The organism is Nostocoides jenkinsii Ben 74 (assembly GCF_001046875.1).
GTDB lineage: Bacteria > Actinomycetota > Actinomycetes > Actinomycetales > Dermatophilaceae > Nostocoides_A > Nostocoides_A jenkinsii.
On sequence record NZ_HF571038.1, the window covers coordinates 1,203,331 to 1,224,545 of the forward strand.

General features: G+C 68.8%; 20 protein-coding genes. 9 read left to right on the plus strand and 11 right to left on the minus strand.

Going from position 1 to position 21,215, the window contains the following annotated elements; translation table 11 throughout:
* The first annotated feature begins 7 nt into the window (after positions 1 to 7).
* The 3 genes from BN13_RS05525 (at position 8) to BN13_RS05535 (ending at position 3,960) form a co-directional block, all read left to right on the plus strand.
* Positions 8 to 754: an ABC transporter permease gene (locus tag BN13_RS05525; RefSeq protein ID WP_084733586.1), complete on the plus strand. Its 747-nt coding sequence runs from the start codon at positions 8 to 10 to the stop codon at positions 752 to 754.
* Positions 755 to 817: 63 nt separating this feature from the next.
* Positions 818 to 2,344: a molybdopterin-dependent oxidoreductase gene (locus BN13_RS05530; RefSeq protein ID WP_048545114.1), complete on the plus strand. Its 1,527-nt coding sequence runs from the start codon at positions 818 to 820 to the stop codon at positions 2,342 to 2,344.
* 140 nt (positions 2,345 to 2,484) lie between these two features.
* Complete coding sequence (locus tag BN13_RS05535) at positions 2,485 to 3,960, plus strand: DEAD/DEAH box helicase (RefSeq protein WP_157038457.1); 1,476 nt, start codon at positions 2,485 to 2,487, stop codon at positions 3,958 to 3,960.
* A gap of 71 nt (positions 3,961 to 4,031) precedes the next feature.
* Here the strand turns inward: BN13_RS05535 and pgi are convergent, their stop codons facing one another.
* Positions 4,032 to 5,702: a glucose-6-phosphate isomerase gene (pgi, locus tag BN13_RS05540; protein ID WP_048545115.1), complete on the minus strand. Its 1,671-nt coding sequence runs from the start codon at positions 5,700 to 5,702 to the stop codon at positions 4,032 to 4,034.
* Positions 5,703 to 5,843: 141 nt separating this feature from the next.
* Between pgi and BN13_RS05545 the strand changes: the two genes are divergently transcribed.
* The 4 genes from BN13_RS05545 to BN13_RS05560 are packed head-to-tail and all read left to right on the plus strand — an operon-like array spanning position 5,844 to position 9,740.
* Positions 5,844 to 6,698, plus strand: coding sequence for a COX15/CtaA family protein (locus tag BN13_RS05545; protein WP_268806980.1), 855 nt, complete (start codon positions 5,844 to 5,846; stop codon positions 6,696 to 6,698).
* Positions 6,698 to 7,042, plus strand: a complete 345-nt coding sequence (locus tag BN13_RS05550) for an iron chaperone (protein ID WP_048545120.1) — start codon at positions 6,698 to 6,700, stop codon at positions 7,040 to 7,042. The genes BN13_RS05545 and BN13_RS05550 overlap by 1 nt, the downstream gene beginning before the upstream one ends.
* A gap of 57 nt (positions 7,043 to 7,099) precedes the next feature.
* On the plus strand, positions 7,100 to 8,671 hold the full coding sequence (locus tag BN13_RS05555; protein ID WP_157038458.1) for a hypothetical protein: 1,572 nt from the start codon (positions 7,100 to 7,102) through the stop codon (positions 8,669 to 8,671).
* On the plus strand, positions 8,649 to 9,740 hold the full coding sequence (locus tag BN13_RS05560; protein ID WP_048545124.1) for a hypothetical protein: 1,092 nt from the start codon (positions 8,649 to 8,651) through the stop codon (positions 9,738 to 9,740). The genes BN13_RS05555 and BN13_RS05560 overlap by 23 nt, the downstream gene beginning before the upstream one ends.
* 14 nt (positions 9,741 to 9,754) lie before the next feature.
* Here BN13_RS05560 and BN13_RS05565 read toward each other — a convergent pair whose 3' ends face one another.
* From BN13_RS05565 to BN13_RS05585, 5 genes are read right to left on the minus strand one after another with little or no spacing between them, the layout of a single operon-like run.
* The gene (locus BN13_RS05565) at positions 9,755 to 10,792 is read right to left on the minus strand and encodes a threonine aldolase family protein (protein WP_048545125.1); all 1,038 of its coding nucleotides are present in this window, start codon (positions 10,790 to 10,792) and stop codon (positions 9,755 to 9,757) included.
* Positions 10,793 to 10,808: 16 nt separating this feature from the next.
* The gene (locus BN13_RS05570; RefSeq protein ID WP_048548912.1) at positions 10,809 to 12,155 is read right to left on the minus strand and encodes a class II 3-deoxy-7-phosphoheptulonate synthase; all 1,347 of its coding nucleotides are present in this window, start codon (positions 12,153 to 12,155) and stop codon (positions 10,809 to 10,811) included.
* 58 nt (positions 12,156 to 12,213) lie between these two features.
* Positions 12,214 to 12,909 carry a response regulator gene (locus BN13_RS05575; RefSeq protein WP_048545127.1) on the minus strand — a complete coding sequence of 232 codons (696 nt, stop codon included), beginning with the start codon at positions 12,907 to 12,909 and terminating at the stop codon, positions 12,214 to 12,216.
* Positions 12,906 to 14,090 carry a MacS family sensor histidine kinase gene (gene macS, locus BN13_RS05580; RefSeq protein WP_048545129.1) on the minus strand — a complete coding sequence of 395 codons (1,185 nt, stop codon included), beginning with the start codon at positions 14,088 to 14,090 and terminating at the stop codon, positions 12,906 to 12,908. Before macS ends, BN13_RS05575 begins: the two co-directional genes overlap by 4 nt.
* A gap of 2 nt (positions 14,091 to 14,092) precedes the next feature.
* Positions 14,093 to 14,881, minus strand: coding sequence for a lysophospholipid acyltransferase family protein (locus BN13_RS05585; protein ID WP_048548913.1), 789 nt, complete (start codon positions 14,879 to 14,881; stop codon positions 14,093 to 14,095).
* A gap of 162 nt (positions 14,882 to 15,043) precedes the next feature.
* Here BN13_RS05585 and BN13_RS05590 point away from each other — a divergent pair, with 162 nt between their 5' ends.
* Entirely contained in the window at positions 15,044 to 15,679 is a 636-nt protein-coding gene (locus tag BN13_RS05590) for a hypothetical protein (RefSeq protein WP_048545131.1), read from the plus strand.
* Positions 15,680 to 15,761: 82 nt separating this feature from the next.
* Here BN13_RS05590 and BN13_RS05595 read toward each other — a convergent pair whose 3' ends face one another.
* From BN13_RS05595 to BN13_RS05615, 5 genes are read right to left on the minus strand one after another with little or no spacing between them, the layout of a single operon-like run.
* On the minus strand, positions 15,762 to 16,436 hold the full coding sequence (locus BN13_RS05595) for an endonuclease/exonuclease/phosphatase family protein (protein WP_048545133.1): 675 nt from the start codon (positions 16,434 to 16,436) through the stop codon (positions 15,762 to 15,764).
* Complete coding sequence (locus BN13_RS05600; RefSeq protein WP_048545135.1) at positions 16,433 to 17,431, minus strand: ROK family glucokinase; 999 nt, start codon at positions 17,429 to 17,431, stop codon at positions 16,433 to 16,435. Before BN13_RS05600 ends, BN13_RS05595 begins: the two co-directional genes overlap by 4 nt.
* Positions 17,428 to 17,862 carry a hypothetical protein gene (locus BN13_RS19170; protein ID WP_157038459.1) on the minus strand — a complete coding sequence of 145 codons (435 nt, stop codon included), beginning with the start codon at positions 17,860 to 17,862 and terminating at the stop codon, positions 17,428 to 17,430. Before BN13_RS19170 ends, BN13_RS05600 begins: the two co-directional genes overlap by 4 nt.
* Complete coding sequence (locus BN13_RS05610; RefSeq protein WP_048548914.1) at positions 17,859 to 19,124, minus strand: ArsA family ATPase; 1,266 nt, start codon at positions 19,122 to 19,124, stop codon at positions 17,859 to 17,861. The genes BN13_RS19170 and BN13_RS05610 overlap by 4 nt, the downstream gene beginning before the upstream one ends.
* Positions 19,121 to 19,570, minus strand: coding sequence for an SRPBCC family protein (locus tag BN13_RS05615; protein WP_048545139.1), 450 nt, complete (start codon positions 19,568 to 19,570; stop codon positions 19,121 to 19,123). The genes BN13_RS05610 and BN13_RS05615 overlap by 4 nt, the downstream gene beginning before the upstream one ends.
* Positions 19,571 to 19,589: 19 nt before the next feature.
* Between BN13_RS05615 and BN13_RS05620 the strand changes: the two genes are divergently transcribed.
* Positions 19,590 to 21,041, plus strand: coding sequence for a hypothetical protein (locus BN13_RS05620; RefSeq protein ID WP_201329056.1), 1,452 nt, complete (start codon positions 19,590 to 19,592; stop codon positions 21,039 to 21,041).
* Positions 21,042 to 21,215: the final 174 nt, after the last annotated feature.

Genomic DNA, 21,215 nt, shown 5'->3' on the forward strand with positions numbered 1-21,215 from the left:
GACCACCGTGACGGGCCGGCGGGCGGCCGCGCGCGGCATACGCATCCGCCGGCAGGCGAGCTTTGAGGCGCGCACGATGCTGCGCAATGGCGAGCAACTCCTGGTCGCTTTCATCCTCCCGGCGATGGCGATGGTCGGGCTCAAGTTCGTGTCCGTGCCCGACCTCGGTTTGCGGCGAATCGACGTCATCGTTCCCGGCGTGCTCGCCCTTGCGGTGGTCTCCACCGCCTTCACCAGCCAGGCGATCGCCACCGCCTTCGACCGACGCAATGGGGTGCTCCGGCTCCTCGGCACGACTCCGCTTGGCCGCGACGGCTTGCTCGGCGGCAAGGCGCTCGCCACCGGATTCGTGCTCGCCTTCCATCTGCTCGCGCTCTCCCTCCTGGGGATGGCGCTCGGCTGGCGCCCCGACCTCGCCGGACTCGTTCCGGGTGTGGTGACCATCGTGCTCGGGGCGGGCTGCTTCGTGGCTCTCGCGATGCTGGTGGCCGGGCGGCTACGCGCGGAAGCCGTTCTCGCCGTGGCGAATTTGCTGTGGGTGGTCTTTCTCGGGCTGGGGTTGCTGCTGCCCACGAGCACACTTCCGTCCGGTGTCGCCGCGGTGGCCCGCTGGTTACCCTCCGGGGCCTTGGGCGACGGACTCCGCGCGGCGTTGGCCGAGGGGACCTGGCCGGTCGGCCCCTGGCTTGCCCTGGTTGTCTGGGGAGCCGTCGGCGCCCTGCTTGCCACCCGGATTTTCCGCTGGTCCGACTGACGTCACCAGTCCGTAAGACCGGCACTCGGCCGAGTGTCAGCGGGGCGGCCTAGCCTTCAGGACATGACCCGCACGCAGACCCGGTATGCCGCCCTCCACGGGCTGGCGGCCAGCCTGTGTGGGCTGGGGGCGGGGCATCTGCTGGCCAGTCTCCTCGGCCCCTCCTCCTCTCCCCCGGTCGCCGTCGGGAGCGCCGCGATCGACCTCACCCCGCGCTGGCTGAAGGACTGGGCCGTGTCGACGCTGGGCACCGCCGACAAGCCGGCCCTCATTGCCGGCGTTCTCGTGGTCGTGCTCGCCGTTGGGGCTCTCGCCGGAATCCTGCAGTACCGCAACCGAACTGGCGATTGGGTGCTGGTCACCCTGGGTGCGGTGGCGGCCTTCGCCGCCCAGTCGCGACCCGATGCCGGACAACTTGCCATCATCCCGAGCATCGCGGCATCCCTCGTCGCCATGGCGACCCTGCGGATCCCGGCGCTGCGGATCCCGACGACTCGGGCGCCGACGTCGCACCCAGCCGCCGAGCCGGGCGCGGGTCGGCGCGCCCTCCTCGCCTCCGGGCTCCTCGCGGGCGCCGGGGCCGGGATGGCGTATGTCGGTGCCCGCATCGGCGCGCCCGCGGGCGCGAGCGGCGAGGCGTTCAGCCTTCCAGTCGTAGCGGACCCGCTACCGCCGCTGCCGGCCGGGCTCGAATCCGCCGTATCCGGCTTGGCGCCCCTGCGGACACCCGTCGCCGACTTCTATCGGATCGACACCGCGCTCGCGATCCCGCGAATCGACCCCGACGCCTGGCGGCTGCGCATCGATGGGGACGTGGCACGGCCATACGAATTGAGCCTGGCGGAGCTCCTGCGGATGCCGATGGTGGAGGCCGATATCACCCTCAATTGCGTCAGCAATCCCGTGGGCGGGGACTACATCGGGTCGAGCCGCTGGCTTGGGGTGTTGACGCGAGATGTGTTGTCCCGCGCCGGAGTTCGCGACTCCGCAGACCAGATTCTGAGCACCTCCCATGACGGTATGACGATTTCCACCCCCGTCGCCGCGCTTCAGGACGACCGCGGGGCAATGCTCGCGATCGCGATGGACGGGCGCCCACTGACGCCGATGCACGGCTTCCCGGTGCGGATGATCACGCCGGGCCTCTATGGCTATGTCGGCGCCACGAAGTGGCTCACCCGGTTGACGGCGACGACCTACGCCAAGGAGCAGGCCTACTGGTCCACCCGGGGTTGGGCCGAGCGCGCCGACGTCAAGACGCAGTCGCGGATCGACGTGCCCCGCGATGGTGCGAAGGTGCCGACGGGAGACCTGGTCATCGCCGGTGTGGCATGGTCCCAAGCACACCAAGGGATTTCGCGGGTCGAGGTGCGGGTGGACGATGGCGAGTGGGTCAGCGCCGACCTCGGGCCTGACGTCGGCGGTCACTACTGGCGCCAATGGCGGGCCACCTGGCCAGCCACCGCAGGCGAGCACACGATCACGGCGCGAGCCACGGATGGCGAGGGCACGCTCCAGACGACGACGATTGCCGCGCCCGATCCGGACGGAGCGAGCGGGCTGCAGACGATCGTGGTCCGGGTGCAGTGACCCGTCGCGTAGACTAAAGGCATCGGCCCGACCAGTTCTGCCGCGGGCCGCTTCGCTTGTCGATTGCCATTGCTGCTGCGGACCACGTCGTCCGCGCCGGGCAGAACGACTCACTTCAGACTCATTGGAGCACCATTTCTGTGTCTACTGACACGACTTTCGGCACGCTCGGCGTGCCCGCGTCCCTGATCGCCACGCTCGCCGAGCGCGGCATCACCACCCCTACTCCCATTCAGGCGGCGACGCTGCCCGACTCCCTCGCCGGCCGCGACGTCCTCGGCCGCGGCCGCACCGGCTCGGGCAAAACCTACGCCTTCCTCTTGCCGCTGGTCGCCCGGCTCACCCAGAGCCGCAGTCGTCGGATGCCGCTGCGTCCCCGCGCGCTGATCCTCGCCCCCACGCGCGAACTCGTCGCGCAGATCGAAGAGTCGCTCGCTCCGCTGGCGAAGGCCACCGGGCTGACGTCACGCACCGTCTTCGGCGGCGTGGGCCAAGGCCCGCAGGTCGCCGCACTGCGGGCCGGCGTCGACATCGTGATCGCCTGCCCGGGACGTCTCGAAGACCTCATCGGCCAAGGCCACGCCCACCTCGATGCCGTGGAGATCACCATCCTCGATGAGGCCGATCACATGGCCGACCTCGGCTTCCTGCCCGGCGTTCGCCGACTGCTCGACCGCACGCCGCGCACCGGTCAGCGGATGCTGTTCTCGGCCACTCTGGACAACGGCGTGGACGTGCTGTCGAAGCGCTACCTCACCAAACCCGTGACGCATGAGGCAGATTCGGCGCAGAGCCCGGTGGCCGAGATGGCGCACCACGTCCTGCATGTGACGCCGGAGGCGCACCTGCCCGTGCTCGTCGACCTCGCGGCCGCGCCGGGACGAACCATCGTCTTCACGCGCACGAAGCACCGCGCCAAGAAGCTTGCCCGCCAACTCAACGGCGCCGGCGTGCCGGCCGTGGAGTTGCACGGCAACCTCTCGCAGAACGCCCGCACTCGCACGATGGACGCCTTCCATAGCGGCGCGGCCGCGACGCTGGTCGCCACCGATATCGCCGCGCGCGGCATCCACGTCGATGACGTCTCTTTGGTCATCCACGCCGACCCGCCGGTGGAGCACAAGGCCTATTTGCACCGCTCCGGTCGCACCGCTCGCGCCGGCAACTCCGGCACGGTCATCACGCTGATGCTGGACGAGCAGGTCCGCGAGGTCCGTGACCTCACGCGCAAGGCCGGCATCCGCCCGACCATCACGCGCGCCCACGCAACCCACCCGCTCCTCAACGAACTCGCCCCCGGGGCGCGCACCTTCCCCGGACCGTATGCCGCGCCCGCCCCCGCCGAGGCCCCCGCCCGCCCCGCTCGGGCCGGGAAGAGCGGATCGGGGCGGGGTCGGAAGAAGCCGGCCCATCCCCATACGACATCCGGAACGGGGGCTCGCCGCGAGTCGGGCGCACCCGGAACCCGGCGCGAGTCCACCACGGCGGGCGACAACCGGTCGCGGGCAGCGGCGCCGAACCAGCGCCGGCAGCGGCCCGCCGGGCGCACCGGCGCTGCCCCGGCGGGTTCGACCGGTGGCGCGGCGGCCTTCTCAGCTCGCCGCTCCGCGCGCTGACCCCACTTCCCACACGAAAGTACGACGATCGGCGGTGTATGCACCGCTGATCGTCGTACTTCGTTTGGCGGTCAGCGGCGCTGCGAGCGGTAGTACTCGATCAGGCCCCGCGTCGAGGGGTCCTGGGCGGCGAGGGCGTCGTCGTCCTGGGAGATCGCCGGGGCGATCTGCATGGCCAGTTGCTTGCCGAGCTCAACGCCCCACTGGTCGAAGGAGTCGATGCCCCAGACGATGCCTTGGGTGAAGGTGATGTGCTCGTAGAGCGCGATCAGCTGACCGACCACGGATGGCGTTAGCAGCGGCGCCATGATCGAGGTCGTCGGGCGGTTTCCGGAGAAGACCTTTGCCGAAACCAGTTCTTCCGCAACGCCTTCCGCGCGCACCTCCTCGGCCGTCTTGCCGAAGGCGAGCGCTTTGGTCTGGGCGAAGAAGTTGGCAAGGAAGAGTTCGTGGACGTCGGCGTCGCCGTCCTTCGTGGGGTGTGCGGTGTTGGCCATCGCGATGAAGTCGCACGGGATCAACTGTGTGCCCTGGTGGATCAACTGATAGAACGCGTGCTGCCCGTTGGTGCCCGGCTCACCCCAGAAGACCTCGCCGGTCTCGGTGGTCACCGGCGCGCCGTCCGCGCGCACGCCCTTGCCATTGGACTCCATCGTCAACTGCTGGAGGTAGGCCGCGAACCGGTGGAGATACTGCGCATACGGCAGCACCGCGTGGCTCTTGGCCTTGAAGAAGTTGACGTACCACACGTTTAGCAGCCCCATCAGCGCCGGGACATTGCTCTCGAATGGCTCGTCGGCGAAGTGGTTGTCCACCGCGTGGAAGCCGCCGAGGAGTTCGGCGAAATTGTCCTTGCCGATCGCCACCGCCAGCACCGTGCCCACGGCAGAGTCCACCGAATAGCGGCCACCGACCCAGTCCCAGAAGCCGAAGGCGTTGGCGGGGTCGATGCCGAAGGCTTCGACCTTGTCGAGGGCGGTGGAGACGGCGACGAAGTGCTTGGCGACCGCACCCGTGCGCGCGTCTTCAGAATCCTCGATGGCGCCTTGCTCAATGAGCTTGCGCCACAACCAATCCCGCGCCATCCGGGCGTTGGTCAGCGTCTCCAGCGTCGTGAACGTCTTGGAGGCGATGATGAAGAGCGTCGTCTCGGGGTCGAGGTCGCCGACCTTCTCCGCCAGGTCCGTCGGGTCGATATTGGAGATGAAGCGGCAGGTGAGGCCGGACTGCACATACGGCTTGAGCGCCTCGTAGACCATCACCGGCCCGAGATCCGAGCCACCGATGCCGATATTGACGACCGTCTCGATCCGCTTGCCGGTGACCCCGACCCAGTCACCGGAACGCACGCGATCGGCAAAGGCATAGATCTTGTCGAGTACCTCGTGCACCTGCGGCACCACGTCGGTGCCGTCGACGACGAGCGTGTCGCTCGCCGGGCGACGCAGTGCCGTGTGCAGCACGGACCGATTCTCGGTGACATTGATGCGGTCACCGGCAAACATCGCGTCGCGACGCTCGGCGAGACCGACCTGCTCGGCAAGATCCAACAAGGCCGCGAGGATGTCGTCGTCGATCAGGTTTTTCGACAGATCCACGTGGAGATCCGCGCACGTGCGCGAATAGCGCGTTGCCCGGTCCGGATCCGCGGCGAACGCACCGCGCAGATCGGGGACGTATGCCGCCTTCAACTCGCTCAGACGAGCCCAGGCAGAGGTGATGGTGGGGTCGACGATGGTCATGTGCTCACCCTAGTGAGCCGAGGCCGGCCGCGCCGGGCTCGGAGGTAGCGAGGGCGGGGATTAGCCTGGGGCTGTGACGACGCTCGACCAGGCACCACCGCAGAGCACCCGCCCGCGAGCCCGTGGCTGGGCCGCATCCTGCTGGCCAATGTTGTCGTCGAAGTTCTCATCGTCGTCACCGGCGGGCTGGTCCGGCTCACCGGCTCCGGCCTGGGGTGCCCGAGCTGGCCCAAGTGCACCCCCGGCTCCTATGTCCCCGTGCGAGAGCAGGCCGAGGGCTTCCACAAGTACATCGAGTTCGGCAATCGCACCCTCACCGGCCTCGTCGGCTTCGTCGCGATCGCCGCCATCCTGGCGATCTGGCAGTGGACCGACCGCCGCCGCGCCCTCGTGGTCCCGGCTGTCCTCGTCCTGGTGGGCGTGGCCGTGCAGGCCATCCTCGGGGGAATCACGGTGCGCACCGGGCTGAACCCCGCTACCGTGGCCGCGCACTTCCTCGTCTCCATGGGCCTGGTCGCGGCCGCCACCGCCGCCTTCGTCGAGAGTCGTATGCCGCGTGGTCACCGGGCGCTGGTCGTCCCACCGATCGTGCGTCACCTCGCCTGGGTCACCACCGCGCTGGCCGGAGTCGTCCTGGTCCTCGGCACGATCGTGACCGGCTCGGGTCCGCACTCCGGCGATGCCGACGAGCCGGCCCGCTTGTCCTTCGACCCACGATCGGCGTCGTGGCTGCATGCCGACAGCGTGATGCTCTTCGTCGGGCTCGTCGTGGCCATGGTGGTCGCCACGCACCTCGTCGGCCGCAGCGCACACGTCAGGGATGCCTGGCGATTCGTTTTGCTGGTGACGCTCGCGCAAGGCGCCGTCGGCTACACGCAGTACTTCACCAAGCTTCCCGAGGCATTGGTGCTGATCCACATGCTGCTGGCAACGATGCTCGTGGTGGCGCTGGTCAACGGCCTGAAGCACCTCCGTGGCCAAGGTGACGCGCGCTGATGGGCGAGGTCACGGCATACCTCGAGGAATTGGACGCCGAACGCGCCACGGCGCTGCGGCGCGTCTTGGACATCGTGGCTCAGGAGGCCCCGGACGCGCAGGAGGGCAAGAGCTACGGGATGCCTGCCCTGAAGGTCGCAGGCAAGCCGCTGATCAGCGTCATCGCCACCAAAACCCATCTGAGCCTGTTCCCCTTCTCCGGCGAGATCGTTGAAAGCGTGGCGGATCGGCTGGCTGGCTTCTCGCTGAGCAAGGGGACCATTCGCTTCCAGGTTGATCAGCCACTGCCTGACGACGTCATCCTCGACATCGTCCGCGCCCGCCTGGCCCAGATCGGCGCCTGACTGGCCAGCTGATTCGGGCTCAGCTCGTCGGGCCTCGACGCCGCCAGCACGGTGACCGTGCGCATCACAATTGACCAGATCCACGCCGACGGCTGCACGGACACCACCTCCGGCGCGGACTTCTACGCGCGAATCGCCATTGGCGACCAGAGCGCCCGGTTCCCAAACAATGAACCCGATTCCTATGTCGAGGATAACGACGACATCACCCCGGCATGGACCCTGGAGCGTCAATACGACCTCAATGCCACGTCGTCGACAACTGCGTCGATCCGGGTTTGGGACTATGACAGCGGGCTCAATTTCGGTGATGACGATTGCGACGCCAACCCTAATGCGGGGCTTGCGATCGACCTCAACGTCACCCTGCTCCCGTGCACGTTGAGCGGCAACGCGAGCGGTCCCTGCCGCCAGGTCGTCAGCAAGGGAAACGACGAGGGTGACGGCGATGTCACCGTGACCTACACGGTCGAGGTCGACCCGCCGGCGAGCAGCCCAGGACTGGCAGTGCGTTGTCTGCAGAGTCCCCTGTGGCCGCAGCCGGGCGACACGGTCACGATCACCGTCGAATCGCTCGACGGGCACGTCCAGGTTGGCGACACCCTCACGGACACCTCCAATGGTGCCGCGAACCCGTTGCCGTTGGTGGATCGGAAGAAGGTGGCTGACTCCCTGGAGATCTGGACGGCTGACGCCGCTGGAAAAAAGGTCACGGTGGCCTCCGGCACGGCGAAGAGCACGTTGAGCACGACCCTTGTCAATGTAACCGCGGGCGATCTCACCTACAGCTGCAAGGCCAAGGCAGGCTCCGACTTCGCCTTCACCGGTTGGCGCAAGACCCGGGTCGGGCCGCCCGCCGACGGCTCAGCAATCCCCGTCATCTACACCGGCGACCGCAAGAACCGCGTCGACATCGTCCTCGTCGCCGATTCAGGGTCATACACCTCGGCGTCCGACGCTGCCTTCCTCACCGATGCTGCCTATGCCGTCAAGGGCGCGTATTACGGGCAGGACTATTTCCTCGCCAACCAACAGTGGTTCAACATCTGGCTGGCCGACCAAAGAGGCAAGGCAACCGGCGTCTCGAGCACCGGTTCGTGTGGGCTCACCGCCCCCGCTAACTGGGCGCAGGACTACTCGTGGAGGGACGCGGGCGCCATTCTGCACTCGAGCGAATTCCGGGACTGCGCCTCCAACGGTCTCTTCAGCACGGAGTTCAACTCGCTCGCAACCATGCTTCATGAGAGCGGGCACGCACCCTTCGGCCTGGCCGACGAGTATGGCGGAGACGGTGGCTACTTCGTAGCCGATCCTCTTCCTAACCTGTATGCCGCGCTGGACACCTGCAAAACCGACGCGCCGAATCTCGGTCGTCCGGCGAGCGACTGTCGCAAGATCACTGACACGCGGTCCGACCCCGATGTCGACTGGTACCTCTCCGACCCCGGTCCCGACGACCTGATGAGCAGTCGCCGCCCACCCAATGGCGCCGAGATCACCGGGAGACCCGACAGATCCGGGCACGGCTCCCATCCCGGTCTACGACTACAACGACCCCGGCAAGTCCTTCCTCGTCGGGCTGGACTTCCACACCACAACGGCGACATTGGTCGACGCACAGGTCGGTAGTCAGCGGTCCTACTCCCACCTCGGCGACCCGCCGCTCCTGAAATTGCGGCTATTGAATGCCGACGGAAGCGAACGATCCCAGGTCAACAGTTGGGATCCTCGCTGGGTCTTCGTTGAGGGGACCGGGCATGACGAGTCCATGGTGATGATGGACCGCACGGACACGCTCACCATGCCCTTCGACGCCGACGGCGCAACTCTTGTCGTCGACGACCAGCAGGCCGGCTCGACATTGACCACAGTCGACCTGCGGCCGGCCGTCCACGACTACTGCAGCGACAACCCGACCGCGCCGGAGTGTCTGGTGGCGGACTTGGCCGTGACCACGCTGACGACAAGCGCCCCCCCACTCGGCCTGGTAGGGACCGCGGTGACGGTCACCCTGGCGACCACGGTCGCAAACCTCGGCCCGGACACCCCTGTCGATGCCTCGGGCTCGATAACGGCAACCGGCGATTCCGGGCTGACCGTCACCCCCGGTTCGTATGCCGCGCGCTGGCCCGCCCTGGCCACCGGCTCCCCGCAGGATCGCACCGATACTGTGCAAGCCACCTGCACGAAGCCCGGGACCAGCGCGTTCTCGGCTATGGCAGACATCACGCCGGACGCGGCCAAGGTGATCGATCCGGTCGCCAGCAACAACCAGCGGACAAGCACGCTGACGTTGACCTGTGCCATCCCGGTCCAGCTCAACGTCCGTCCCGGCGAGACCAAGAACCAGGTCAACGTGAACAGTGGTGTGCTGCCGATGGCGATCCTGTCGACCGGCGCGGAGTACGGCTTACCGCTGCCTTTCGACGCCACGACGATCGACGCCGGCACCCTGCGCTTCGGCACGCGGGACGCGCTGCTCACCAGCTCGGGCGGCGCGCCGGAGGCTCATGGCCGGATCCACCCCGAAGACAGCTATGAGCCAGACGATAAGACCAAGGACGGCGATCTCGACGCGGTCGTGCACGCACGCTCCGACAGGCTCGGGCTCACGCCCGCAACGACGGAACTCTGCGTCCGCGGCCTGACCACGTCCGGGGTGCCCTTCTTCGGCTGCGATCACGTGGTCCCCCGCTGAGCGCGGCGGCGGCGTCAGCCGAAAACGGCCCGCGCCGCCGCAATCGCGAGATCGGTCCCGGCGTCGTCCACATCCAGGTGCCAGACGAGCCGAACCCGCGTCGGGGCGATCGCATAGGCCCGAACGCCGTGATCGGCAAACCCGCGGACGACGTCCGCTGCCGTGTCCGGACGACCACCCAGCTCCAGGATGACGATATTTGTCTCCACCGCGGCGGGGTCCACGACGGGAGCGACCTCGGTCACGGCGTCGGCGAAGCGCCGCGCGCGGGCGTGATCCTCGGCAAGCCGCGCAATGTTGTGATCGAGGGCGTACAACCCCGCGGCGGCGAGGATGCCGACTTGGCGCATCCCCGCGCCATACCGCTTGCGCCAGACGCGTGCCTCGCGCATCGCCGCAGCCGACCCGACCAGAACCGAGCCGATCGGCGCCCCGAGTCCCTTCGAGAGGCACACCGAGACCGTGTCGAACAGCCGACCGTATGCCGCGAGCTCCACCCCTGCTGCCACGCCCGCGTTCCACAGTCGGGCACCGTCGAGGTGCATCGCCACCCCGTGCGGCTGTGAGCCAGCCCGGATGGCCTCGATGGTGGCGAGTGGCAGGATCGTCCCGCCGCCGAAGTTGTGCGTGTTCTCCAACGCGATCAGGGCCGTCGGCACGTGGTAGATGTCGGCGCCCGCGACCATCATCGAGAGGGCCTGCTCGGGCGTCACCCGGCCCCGATCGGACACCCAGGTTCGTGACGTAATCCCCGAAAAAGACGCTGCCGCACCGAGTTCGGCGCGCAGGATGTGGGCCATCGAGTCTGCGATCAGCTCCCTGCCCGGCGCCACGTGCAGACGCAGTCCGAGTTGGTTGGCCAGCGACCCCGTGGGGCAGAACAACCCGGCCCCGTGCCCGAGCAGCTCCGCGACGCGCGCCTCCAACCGGGCAACCGTCGGGTCCTCGCCGAAGACATCGTCGCCGACCTCGGCCGCGGCCATCGCCGCGCGCATCCCGGTCGACGGCCGGGTCAGGGTGTCGGAGAGGAGGTCAACGGCATACGACGTCATCTGCGGTGGTCCCGGATCAGTCGGCAGCCAGCATCTCGGCGACCAAGAAGGCGAGTTCGAGGCCCTGCCGGTGATTCAGACGGGGGTCGCAGACGCTCTCGTAGCGCTTGTTGAGGTCGGCATCGAGAATCTTGTCGGCCCCGCCGAGGCATTCGGTGACGTCATTGCCGGTGAGTTCGACGTGGATGCCGCCGGGCACGGTGCCGAGCGCGTGATGCACATCGAAGAAGCCGTGCACCTCCTCGACGATGTCGTCGAAGTTGCGCGTCTTGAAACCGCTCGTGGACTCAAAAGTGTTGCCGTGCATGGGATCACAGATCCACGTCGCCGCCGAGCCGGCCTTGGTCGCCGCCTCGATAACCCCCGGCAGTGCGTCGCGGATGTGACCCGCGCCCATCCGCGTGATGAAGGTCAGGCGGCCCGGCTCACGATCGGGATCGACCAGGTCCAGCAACTTCTCGATGTAGGCCGGGTCGGACTTCGCGGACAACTTCACCCCGACGGGGTTGTGCACCTTGGTGATGAAGTCGATGTGGGCGCCGTCGAGATCACGAGTGCGCTCACCGACCCAGATGAAGTGCCCGGAGGTGTCATAGAGCTTGCCCGTGCGGGAGTCGACGCGGGTCAGCGGCCGTTCGTAGTCCAGCAGCAGCGCCTCGTGCGCCGCAAAGAACTCCACCTGGCGCATGGCGTCGAAGTCCGCGCCACACGCGGACATGAACTTCATCGCCTTGTCGATATCGCGGGCAAGCTTCTCGTATGCCGCATTGGCCGGCGTCGAGACGAACCCCTTGTTCCACTCGTGGACGTGCCGCAGATCGGCATACCCACCGGTGGTGAAGGCACGCACGAGATTGAGGGTGGCCGTGCTCGCGTGGTAGGCCCGAACCAGCCGCTGCGGGTCCGGGATCCGGGCGGCCTCGGCGAACTCGAAGTCGTTAACCATGTCGCCGCGGTAGGCCGGGAGCGTCACACCCTCGCGGGTCTCGGTGTCGCTGCTGCGGGGCTTGGCGTACTGCCCGGCCATCCGCCCGACCTTCACGACGGGCACGGACGCGCCATACGTCAGAACGGCCGCCATCTGCAGGAGGGTCTTGACCCGGTCGCGGATGTTGTCGGCCGTCGCCGCCGCAAAGGTCTCGGCGCAGTCGCCACCCTGGAGGACGAAGGCCTCCCCCCGCGACGCCGCAGCCATCCGCTGCCGCAGGACGTCGCACTCGCCGGCGAAGACGATCGGCGGCATCGACGACAAAGTCTCGACCGCGGACTTCAGGGCCGCATCGTCGGGCCAGCGGGGTTGCTGCGCGGCCGGGCGGGCCGGCCCATCGAGCAACGACTGGAGCGGTTCGACGGTCGTGGTCACCACGACAGAATAGGTGGCCGCCCAGCATCCGGACACGGCGCCCGTATTCCGGTCGGGGTCAGTGCAGCCCGCGCTCCAGCGCGAACCGGGTCAACTCGACCCTGTTGTGGAGCTGAAGCTTGCCCAGGGTGTTCTGGACATGGTTTTGGACGGTCCGATGCGAGATCACCAACTGCTCGGCGATCTCGCGACTCGACAGTCCCATGGCGACCATGCGCAGGACCTCGACCTCGCGATCCGTCAATTCGGGTATGGGGCGTTCGTCCGTCGCGGGCTGGCTCGCCAACTTGCGGTACTCCCCCAGCACCAGCCCGGCGAGCCCCGGGGTGAACGTCGCCTCACCCCGCGCGGTGGCGCGGACGGCGTCGCGGATGTCCGCGCTCGTGGCCGACTTCACTAGGTAGCCGGAGGCCCCCGCCTTCATCGCGGCCAGCACATCCCGCTCCTCGCCGCTCGCCGACAAGATCAGCACCCGCGTCGGAAGACCCGCCACCTCGGCGCACACCTGAGCACCGTCGAGCTCGGGCAGGTTGAGGTCGAGCAGGAGAACGTCCGGCGTCGTCGCCCGGGTGCGACGCACCGCCGCCGCCCCATCCGCCGCCGTCCCGACGACCTCCATCCCCGCCTCGGTCAGGTCCTGCACGAGGGCTTCCCGCCAGAGCGGGTGGTCGTCGGCGACCAAGACCCGCACGGGACGCGCGTCATGCTCGGCGGGCAGTCCCTTCTCCCCCGTCGTCCGGTCGTCGGCTGTCATGTCCGTCCTTCCGTATGCCGCGTGCTCGCCCCTGATTTGGCCGGCACGGCAACCGCGGTGCGTTCCTTGGGTGCGCGCAGGCCGACTGTGCACCCCTTGCCCGGCTGGCTTCGCCACGTCGCCGAGCCGTCCAAATCCTCCAGTCGGCCGCGGATGCTCTGGGAGGCTCCCAGACGGCCGTCGGAACGTGCCTCGGCGAGGCGGCCCGGCGGCATACCGACGCCGTTGTCGCGGATGGTGACCTCGATGTCGTCGCCGAGGTCCTCGAGCAGGACCCACACCCGGGCCTGGGGGCCCCCGTGGGTGAGGGCGTTGTCGAGCGCGGCCCCGACCGCGGCGAGGAGTTCGTCGCAGCGCTCGCCGGGCATGCTCACCGACTCCGCCGGCATGCTCACCTCGACCCGGTCGGACTGAAGCGAGCGCAGCCGGGCGGCGAGATCCTCGCGCGTCCGGGCGGAGGGCAGGGCCGTACCGCGGGTGACCAGGGAGCGCAGCGAGCGCTCCTGCTCGCGGGCCAGTTCCGCCAGCTCGGCGCCCCCGGGACCGAGTTCGCGCCCACGCCGATTGATATAGGTGAGGGTCTGGAGCACGCCGTCGTGGACGGCGCGCGAGAGGCGCTCGCGCTCGGCATACGCCTCTTCGGCGCGGACGGAGGCCTCGAAGAAGCCCTGGCTCTCCCGGGCCAGCCGCGCGGACAAACCGATCAGACCACCGCTGAGGATCAGCAGGACGATGTTGTGAATCGTCCCTTGGTTGACCTCGACGACGCCCACGATGTCGGCCACGGAGATCAGGCCGGCGGCCGCTAGACCCCAGCGCTCGCCACCGAGGATGCCCGCACCGATGACGCCGGTCGCCGACCAGATGCTCGGCAGCGTCATGACGCCGCCGACGACCACGTCGCGGGGGAAGGCGACATTTGTGGCGATGATGCCCCCGACGGCCAGGGCGAGGTCAATCAGGACGGCCGGGCGGTCCAGGGTGCGGCGCAGGCTGGCGATGAGCGTCCAGACCCCGAGCACCGCATACGTGGCGACCGCGGCTGACGGTGCGCGCATCTGGTCGCGCTCCAGCCACGCCATGAGCACGGCATACGCCAAAGCCAGCGGGCGGAAGATCGCCAGGCCCCGGGTCATCGCACCGACGACGACCGGGCGGGCGATGATCGGGGCGGTGGCCACGCTCAGCTGGCCTTGGGCATGGCCGGCGGGTCGGTAGGCGAGGTCTTGGGCTGGGGTGTCTCGGGTTGCGCGCTCGCACCCAGCTCGGTTACCCGGGCCGTCTTCGCGCGAACCGATCCGAACCGCTTCTTGGCCGCCGAGGCGTAGATATCGACATACTCCTGGCCGGAGAGCTCCAGCAGTTCGTACATGATTTCGTCGGTGATGGAGCGCAGGACGAAGCGGTCGCCCTCCATGCCCTGGTAGCGGGAGAAGTCGAGGGGCGCACCGATCCGCACGGTGATGGGCATGATTTTCGGCAGCCGCTGCCCGGTCGGCTGGGCTTTGTCCGTGCCGATCATGGCCACCGGGATCACCGGCACGCCAGCCTCGAGCGCCATCCGCGCGACACCGGTGCGACCGCGATAGAGCTTGCCGTCCGGGCTGCGTGTTCCCTCGGGGTAGATCCCCAACAGCTCACCGCGGCGCAGGATCTTCAGGCCGCTGGTGAGAGCGGCGTCGCTCGCCCGCCCACCCGAACGGTCGACGGGCACCTGGCCGACCGCGCGCATGAAGCCAGCGACCAGCCAGCCCTTGAGGCCGCGCCCGGTGAAGTAGTCGGACTTGGCCAAGAAGGTCACGCGGCGCTCGAGCCCGGCGGGCAGGAACAGTGAATCGGAGAACGACAGGTGGTTGCTGGCCAGAATCGCCGGTCCGTCGGCCGGAATGTGCTCGATGCCGTCGACCTGGAGTTTGAACAGCACGCGTAAGAACGGTCCCAACAGGACCCGTCTCAACAGCCAGTAGAGCAATCCGTCACCTCGCGTTTGTGCCGCCCGCACTCTACGTCACCACTGCCGGTCGCGCCGGTCTCGTTCATGCTCGCGTCACGATCATGCCCGCGCTGCGACGGTTCGTCGTGCGAGAATCGAGGCGTCGGACAGACCGGTTCACCAAAGGCCCGAAGGAGCGCGGTGCGCGAGCATGAACCCCGCCTGCACGGCGACGATTTCGACCAACGCTTCGCCGAGATCGTTGCGGGGCTCGCCGATGATCCGATGTTCCGGGACGTCGACGACAACGGGGCCATTGCCGCGGACGCGGACGCGCCGGCAATCGAGCCCAAGGACGAGCCGATCGCCCCGGCCACCGACGTGAGCGCGGGGAATGCCCAGGTCGCCGAGGACGACGCTGCCGCGGACGCTCCCGATCCCACTCCGCTCGGTCGGCACGCTCGCCCGAACGACCTCCCGGGCACGGCCGACCTGCCGCCCGCGTCGGCGGTCAACCCACCATTGTTCAATTCATTGCCCGTATGGCGCGGGGCCACCGGCCCGACCTACGAGGAGATCCTCGAGCAAGAAGACGAGGAGCACTTCATCCCGGCGCCGCCGGCGCCCTTGCCGCCGCAGGAGGACTTCCACTTCTGGGGAGCCTTGGTCGGCCTGGTCGGTGGGCCACTTCTGCTCCTGTGGCTGGTGCTCTTCACCCCCGACGTGGCCCGTTGGTGGACCTGGTTGGCCCTCGGGTTGTGCGTCGGCGGCTTCGTGCTGCTGGTTCTGCGCGGACCGAAGAATCACCGTGACGACGAGAACGGAGCGGTGGTCTAGCAACCCGCGCCGGCCACCCATATGCCGGCGTTCACACGACCCGGCGTTCACTAGGCCTGGCGATACAGCTGGCCAAACGACCTCAGTCGCGAATGGTCAAATCCGCCCAAATGGGCAGGTGATCGGTGGCCGCCAGCAGGTCAGCAGAGGCGAGCGCCAGGCTCGTATGCGCAACCGCCTCGAACTCCGGCGAGGCGAACACACCGTCGATCATGCGACGCGGGGAGCGCGCCGGGAAGGTCGCCGCCAGCGACGAGACCAGGCGCATGCCGCCGGTGACCAGCCGCCAAGCGGGGGCGTCGGAGGTCTCGTTGAGGTCGCCGGCCAAGAGGGTGGGCGTGCCCGCCCGGGACACTCGTGCCAGGATGCGCCGGATCTGGATCAGGCGAGCCGCCTCGGTCAGGCTCAGGTGCACCGAGGCCACGGCGATCGGTCGGCCTCCCGGCAACCGCACGAGGGCGAAGGCAAAGCCGCGCCGCTCGGCCTCGCGCGTGAACGGCAGACGGTTGCGCTCGGCATACAACAAGGTCACCCGTGGTGAGGTGAAAATGGCGGTTCCACCGCTGCCGCGCATCCGGTCGTCCCAGACGAGCCCGCATTCGGCGGCGAACCGGCGGACCCGGCGGCGGGCGAACCAGCGCGGAGCCTCCTGGACGCAAAGGATGTCGGGGTCGATTGCGCGCACGATCCGCGCGGCCGCCTGCCGATCGTCGTGAAATCCGCGCAGGTTATAGCTCGCGACACGCAGCCGCGTCATGCGTCCTGGCCGGCCGCGGTCATTCGGGCGAGGTCGGCGGCGCCGATCAACCCGGCCTCGTTGCCCAGCTGAGCTGCGGCGATGGTGGCCTCGGGGCGATAGCCACGCCCGGTCAGGTGACGGCGGAACGTCGCGCGGGCGGGACCGAGCAGGAGGTCGCCGGCGGCGCTCACACCGCCGCCGATGACAAACATCCCTGGGTCGAAGGCCGCCGCCAAGTTGGCGATACCGAGCCCGAGCCAGTGGCCGATGTCGGCGAGAAGTTCGATCGCGAGTCCATCACCCTCGCGTGCCGCCTCGGTGATCAACGGCCCGGTGAGGAGGCTGGGATCGCCGCCGACCCGCTCGGCTAGGCCGCGCGCCACCGGTGAGTCGGCGGTCATCATGGCGCGGGCTTCGCGCACCAAGGCGTTGCCCGAGGCGTACTGCTCCCAGCACCCCCGATTGCCGCATTCGCAGCGCTGGCCGTCGGGGACGACCTGCATGTGCCCGAATTCGCCGGCGATGCCATAGCGCCCCCGCAGGACGCGGCCGTCCATGAGGATGCCGCCGCCGATGCCGGTACCGAGGTTGACCATCATGACGTGGTCCTCGCCGCGCGCCGCCCCGAACTTGCCCTCGGCCCAGATCGCCGCGTTGGCATCGTTATCGATGAACATCGGCAGGTCGACGCGTCCGGCCAGGGCGTCGCGCAGCGGCTCGTGTCGCCACGACAGGTGGGGGGCGAAGACGATCGTTGCCCGGTCGGCCGCCACGAATCCGGCCGCGCCGATGCCGACCGTCGACACCGGGGCGGTCGCCATCGCGCGCAACTCGTCGATGACGCCGACGATGGTGTCCTCCACGACCTGCGGGCTCTGGGAGCGCTCAGGCGTATGCGCGCGCGCCCGCCCCCGGACCTGGCCGTCCTTGTCGACCAGCCCACCGGCGACCTTGGTGCCGCCGATGTCGATGCCGATCGCGAGATCGTCAGCGGTCGCGCCAGGTGGGGTCATCTCTCGTCCTCATCGGTCACCGGGATGTCGACTGTATGGGCCGTGCCGCCCCCGCCATGGCTGCCCCTACCGGGGCGAGCACCACCGTGGTTGGAGCGGGCGCCGTCGCGGGTCTCCGGGTGAGATCGGGTCGGCGACTGGTAGCCCGGTGTGACCACGCGATCGCGCAAGGTAGCCCCGAGTTCCCCGAGTGCCTTCGCCAACTCCCCGATGGCGAGGGCGAGGCGGTCCACAGCCTCGGGATCGACGCTGCGCATGGACTCGACCCCGCGGCATACGGGGCACCAGGTGCAGGTCGCAGGGTGCTCGCGGTCCGTCGACGGTTGCGGCTCGTCACGGAGGCGGTCGCGTTCGGCGTTCATGGCCGCGAGAAAGCGCGCCGCCTCCTCACTGAGGGAGAGCGGCGGCTCGCGATCGGTCGACGTGCTCATCGAGGCCATTGTGCGGGGTCGGGGACGAATCCGACCGTCAGCGACCCGCCGCGAACGCTGGCCCCGGAGACGGTGCAGCGGGTCAGAACCGACGGCAACGTCACGATGCGGCGGTGTTCGCCCACGGTGAGGATCAGATCGTCCTCGCGCCGCTGCAGGCCGACATCGCTCGCCGAGGCGAGCGGCAGACGCAGGGCGAGGGTGTATCCGGAATCCGTGCGCTCCACCTGCATCGCAGCCGCCGCGACGGGCTGCAGAATCGGGGTGAGATCGGCGTCGATCCACGCACTACCGAGGGCGGCCAGGGCGTCGACGCCGACGGGCTCGCGGGCCAGATAGGGCGCTTGGACGACCGGTATGCCGACGAAAGACGTCGCGACCTCCGCCAAGCCCCGGCGCTGCGCCTCATTCCAGGAGGCCAACCAGTCGGCGGCCGGGCCGTGGTCACCGGCGACGACGCTGGGCAGAATTTTGTTGACGTAGATCGCGTCGACGGCGAAACCGTAGAGGCTGAGCGACGTCCACGTGCGGCGCGACTCGGCGATGACGACGGCCTCGGAGGTCGTGACCAGGCGCACAGAGGCGCGTTCGCTGCCGAGGATGGCGCGGACGGCGACCATCTCGGCATACCAGTCTCGAATGACCGACAGGACCTCGATATCGGGCAGCGGTATGCCGAGCGCCGCCGCCGCTGCGGGGCGTGCCGCTCGGCGCAGGCCGACGGTGCCGGGGATTATCCGGCCTAGGTGCCAGGCGAGGTTCTCCGGCAGCGCCAGCATCCGGAGGGTCTCGGCGGTCGGGGCGCAGTCGACGACCACGAGATCCCACATCCGGGACTCGACCTGAGCGCGCAATTCCAACAGCGCGGCGATCTCGTCGGCGCCCGGGAGGGAGGTCATCTCCTCGGCCACCAATGGATCGACACCCAACGCGGACAAGGTTTGGACGAGATAGGCGTGCACGACGGTCCACGACCCGTCGAAGTGGGCGCGGCCGTTGACTTGGAGGGCGTGCAGTCCGTCCTCGATCTGCACCGGCGTCCCACCGCTGAGATCGACATCGAAGGCGTCGCCCAAGGAATGTGCGGCATCCGTCGAGAGGACGAGCGTGCGGATGCCGCCGCGAGCCGCGCTCAGGGCCGCCGCAGCTGCGGTCGTCGTCTTGCCGACACCGCCCTTGCCCGTGAAGAGCAGGACTCGGGTGGTAGGTCCCGCGGCCGGGGCGCCGCTCGCCGGCTGACGCCCGGTCTGGTGCGGCCTCAGAGGGACTCCACCCGCTTCTTCAAACCCTTCAGCGCGGTGTCGATGATGACCTTTTCGGCCTTGCGCTTGAGCATGCCCAGAACCGGGATCTTGAGGTCGACGCTGAGGCGATAGGACACATCCGTACGACCGTCGTCGGCGGACGTGAGCGTGTAAGTGCCGTCCATGGCCCTGAGCACGGACGCCTCGACGAGGCTCCACGACACGGTGCCGGTCCCGTCCTCGAGGACGTCCCAGTCGTAGTCCAGGGTGTAGGTGTCCTTGATGATGCCGGCATCCATGGTGAGCCGGACGCGATCGGGCCAGCCGTCGCCCTCCTCGGTCAAGATCTCGACCTCGGTCAGTTGACTGGCCCACTCCGGATAGGCCTCAAGGTCGGCGATCACGTCGAGCACCGTGCCCGCATCGGCCTCGATCACGATCGAGGATTCCGTACTGTCTGCCATGTCGGGAGACACTACCCGCGTGATCCGTCGTCCCTCACCCTCGTGGGTCTTCACCGCCGCGTGGCTGGGTGCCTTCGCGGCGCTCCAGTGGAGCGTGGTCCGCTTTCGCGTCGCCATCGTCGTGGCCTTGACGACCGCCGCGCTGCTCTTGACCGTGTGGGTGGTGCGCCGCACCACGGTGCGCCTCACGCCGGCGACGGTGGCAACACTCTTGGCCGGAAGTGCGCTGATCAACGTCGTCGTGCCGCTGTGGAGCTACCTCCCGGCCGCCACCGAACGTGCCGTGACGGTGGGCTTTGCGGTGGCTGCGCTGGCCGCGGCCACGGTGCTGGTCCGGCGGCGGGGCGCGTTGCTGGCCTGGGGCATCGCGGTCGTGACCTATGTCGCAGCGGGGGCGGTCGCGATCGTGACGGACCCGAGGCCACGCATTGACGTGTGGGTGACATTGCAACAGGCCGTAGAGGCGATGGCGCGCGGGGTGAACTTCTATACGGTCAATTGGACGGGGTCGCCGGGGGTGAAGGACGCCTTCACCTATTTGCCATGGAGTGCGGTGTTGTTGGCCCCCGGGAAATTGCTCGCGGGCGACGTCCGGTGGATGCTGCTCGTGTGGGTCGTGGTCGGGGCGATCGGTCTGTGGCTCCTCGGCCGGCCTGGGGAAGACCCCGTCGGTCCACGGCTGCGGGACGGTCAGGCCACCTGGACGGCTGCGGCGGTGACGGCTCTGCTGTTGCTGGCACCCGCCACGCTGACCCAGATCGACCAAGCGTGGACCGAGCCCCTGCTGTTCACGGGGCTCGTCTGGTGGGCCGTGTTTATGGTGCGCGATCGAGCTTGGTGGTCGGTGCTCCCATTGGCGCTCGCCTGCGCCAGCAAGCAGCACCTCGCCGCGGTTTTGCTGGTTCTCGCCTTCTGGCGGCCCTTCGGCTGGCGGCGGGCCTTCGCGACGGGCGCTCTGACGGCCGTCCTGATCGCTCCCTGGGCGTTGACGGCGCCGGCGGACTTCGTGCACGACACCATCACCTTCTTGGTGACCTTCCACCCGATCAAGTTCGCCAACACGTGGTACTTGCTCGCCCTTAACGAATTCGGCGTGGAGTTGCCGTTCTGGGTGACCGGGGTGGCCGTGCTGGTCCCGCTCGTGACCGCGCTCGTCGCCGTCAGGCGACGGACCCCGCCGATCGGCGAGGTGGTCCGCTGGGCCGCTCTCGTCCTGTTTGCCGCGAATCTGGTCAACAAGCAGGCGTTCTACAACCAGTATTGGTTGGTCGCCTCGCTCGTTGCCCTCTCGTTGGTGCTGGATGCCGCGGGTCGGCCCGCGGACGACGTGTCGCCCGACTTGCCGGCAGCAAGCCGCCAGCCAGGCGCGCACCGGCAGCCTGCGCCAATGGTGCAGCGGGCTACCCCGTCGCATGACGGACCGCCCGTGGCGCAGACCTCGCCCGCGCCGCACTCGCCTCACTCGGGCTGATCAACCCCGCCGTCGCAAACATCGTCACGACGCGACGCTCGCGCTCATCGAGCGGCAGCTCCGCCGGGTCGGGCAGCGCGAGCGTCCCGAAGAAGGGCACCACGCACGTGGCGCAGTGAACCGCCTCGCGACTCGTGCCACGGATCGGGCACCGCTCGCAGCCGATCATCATCG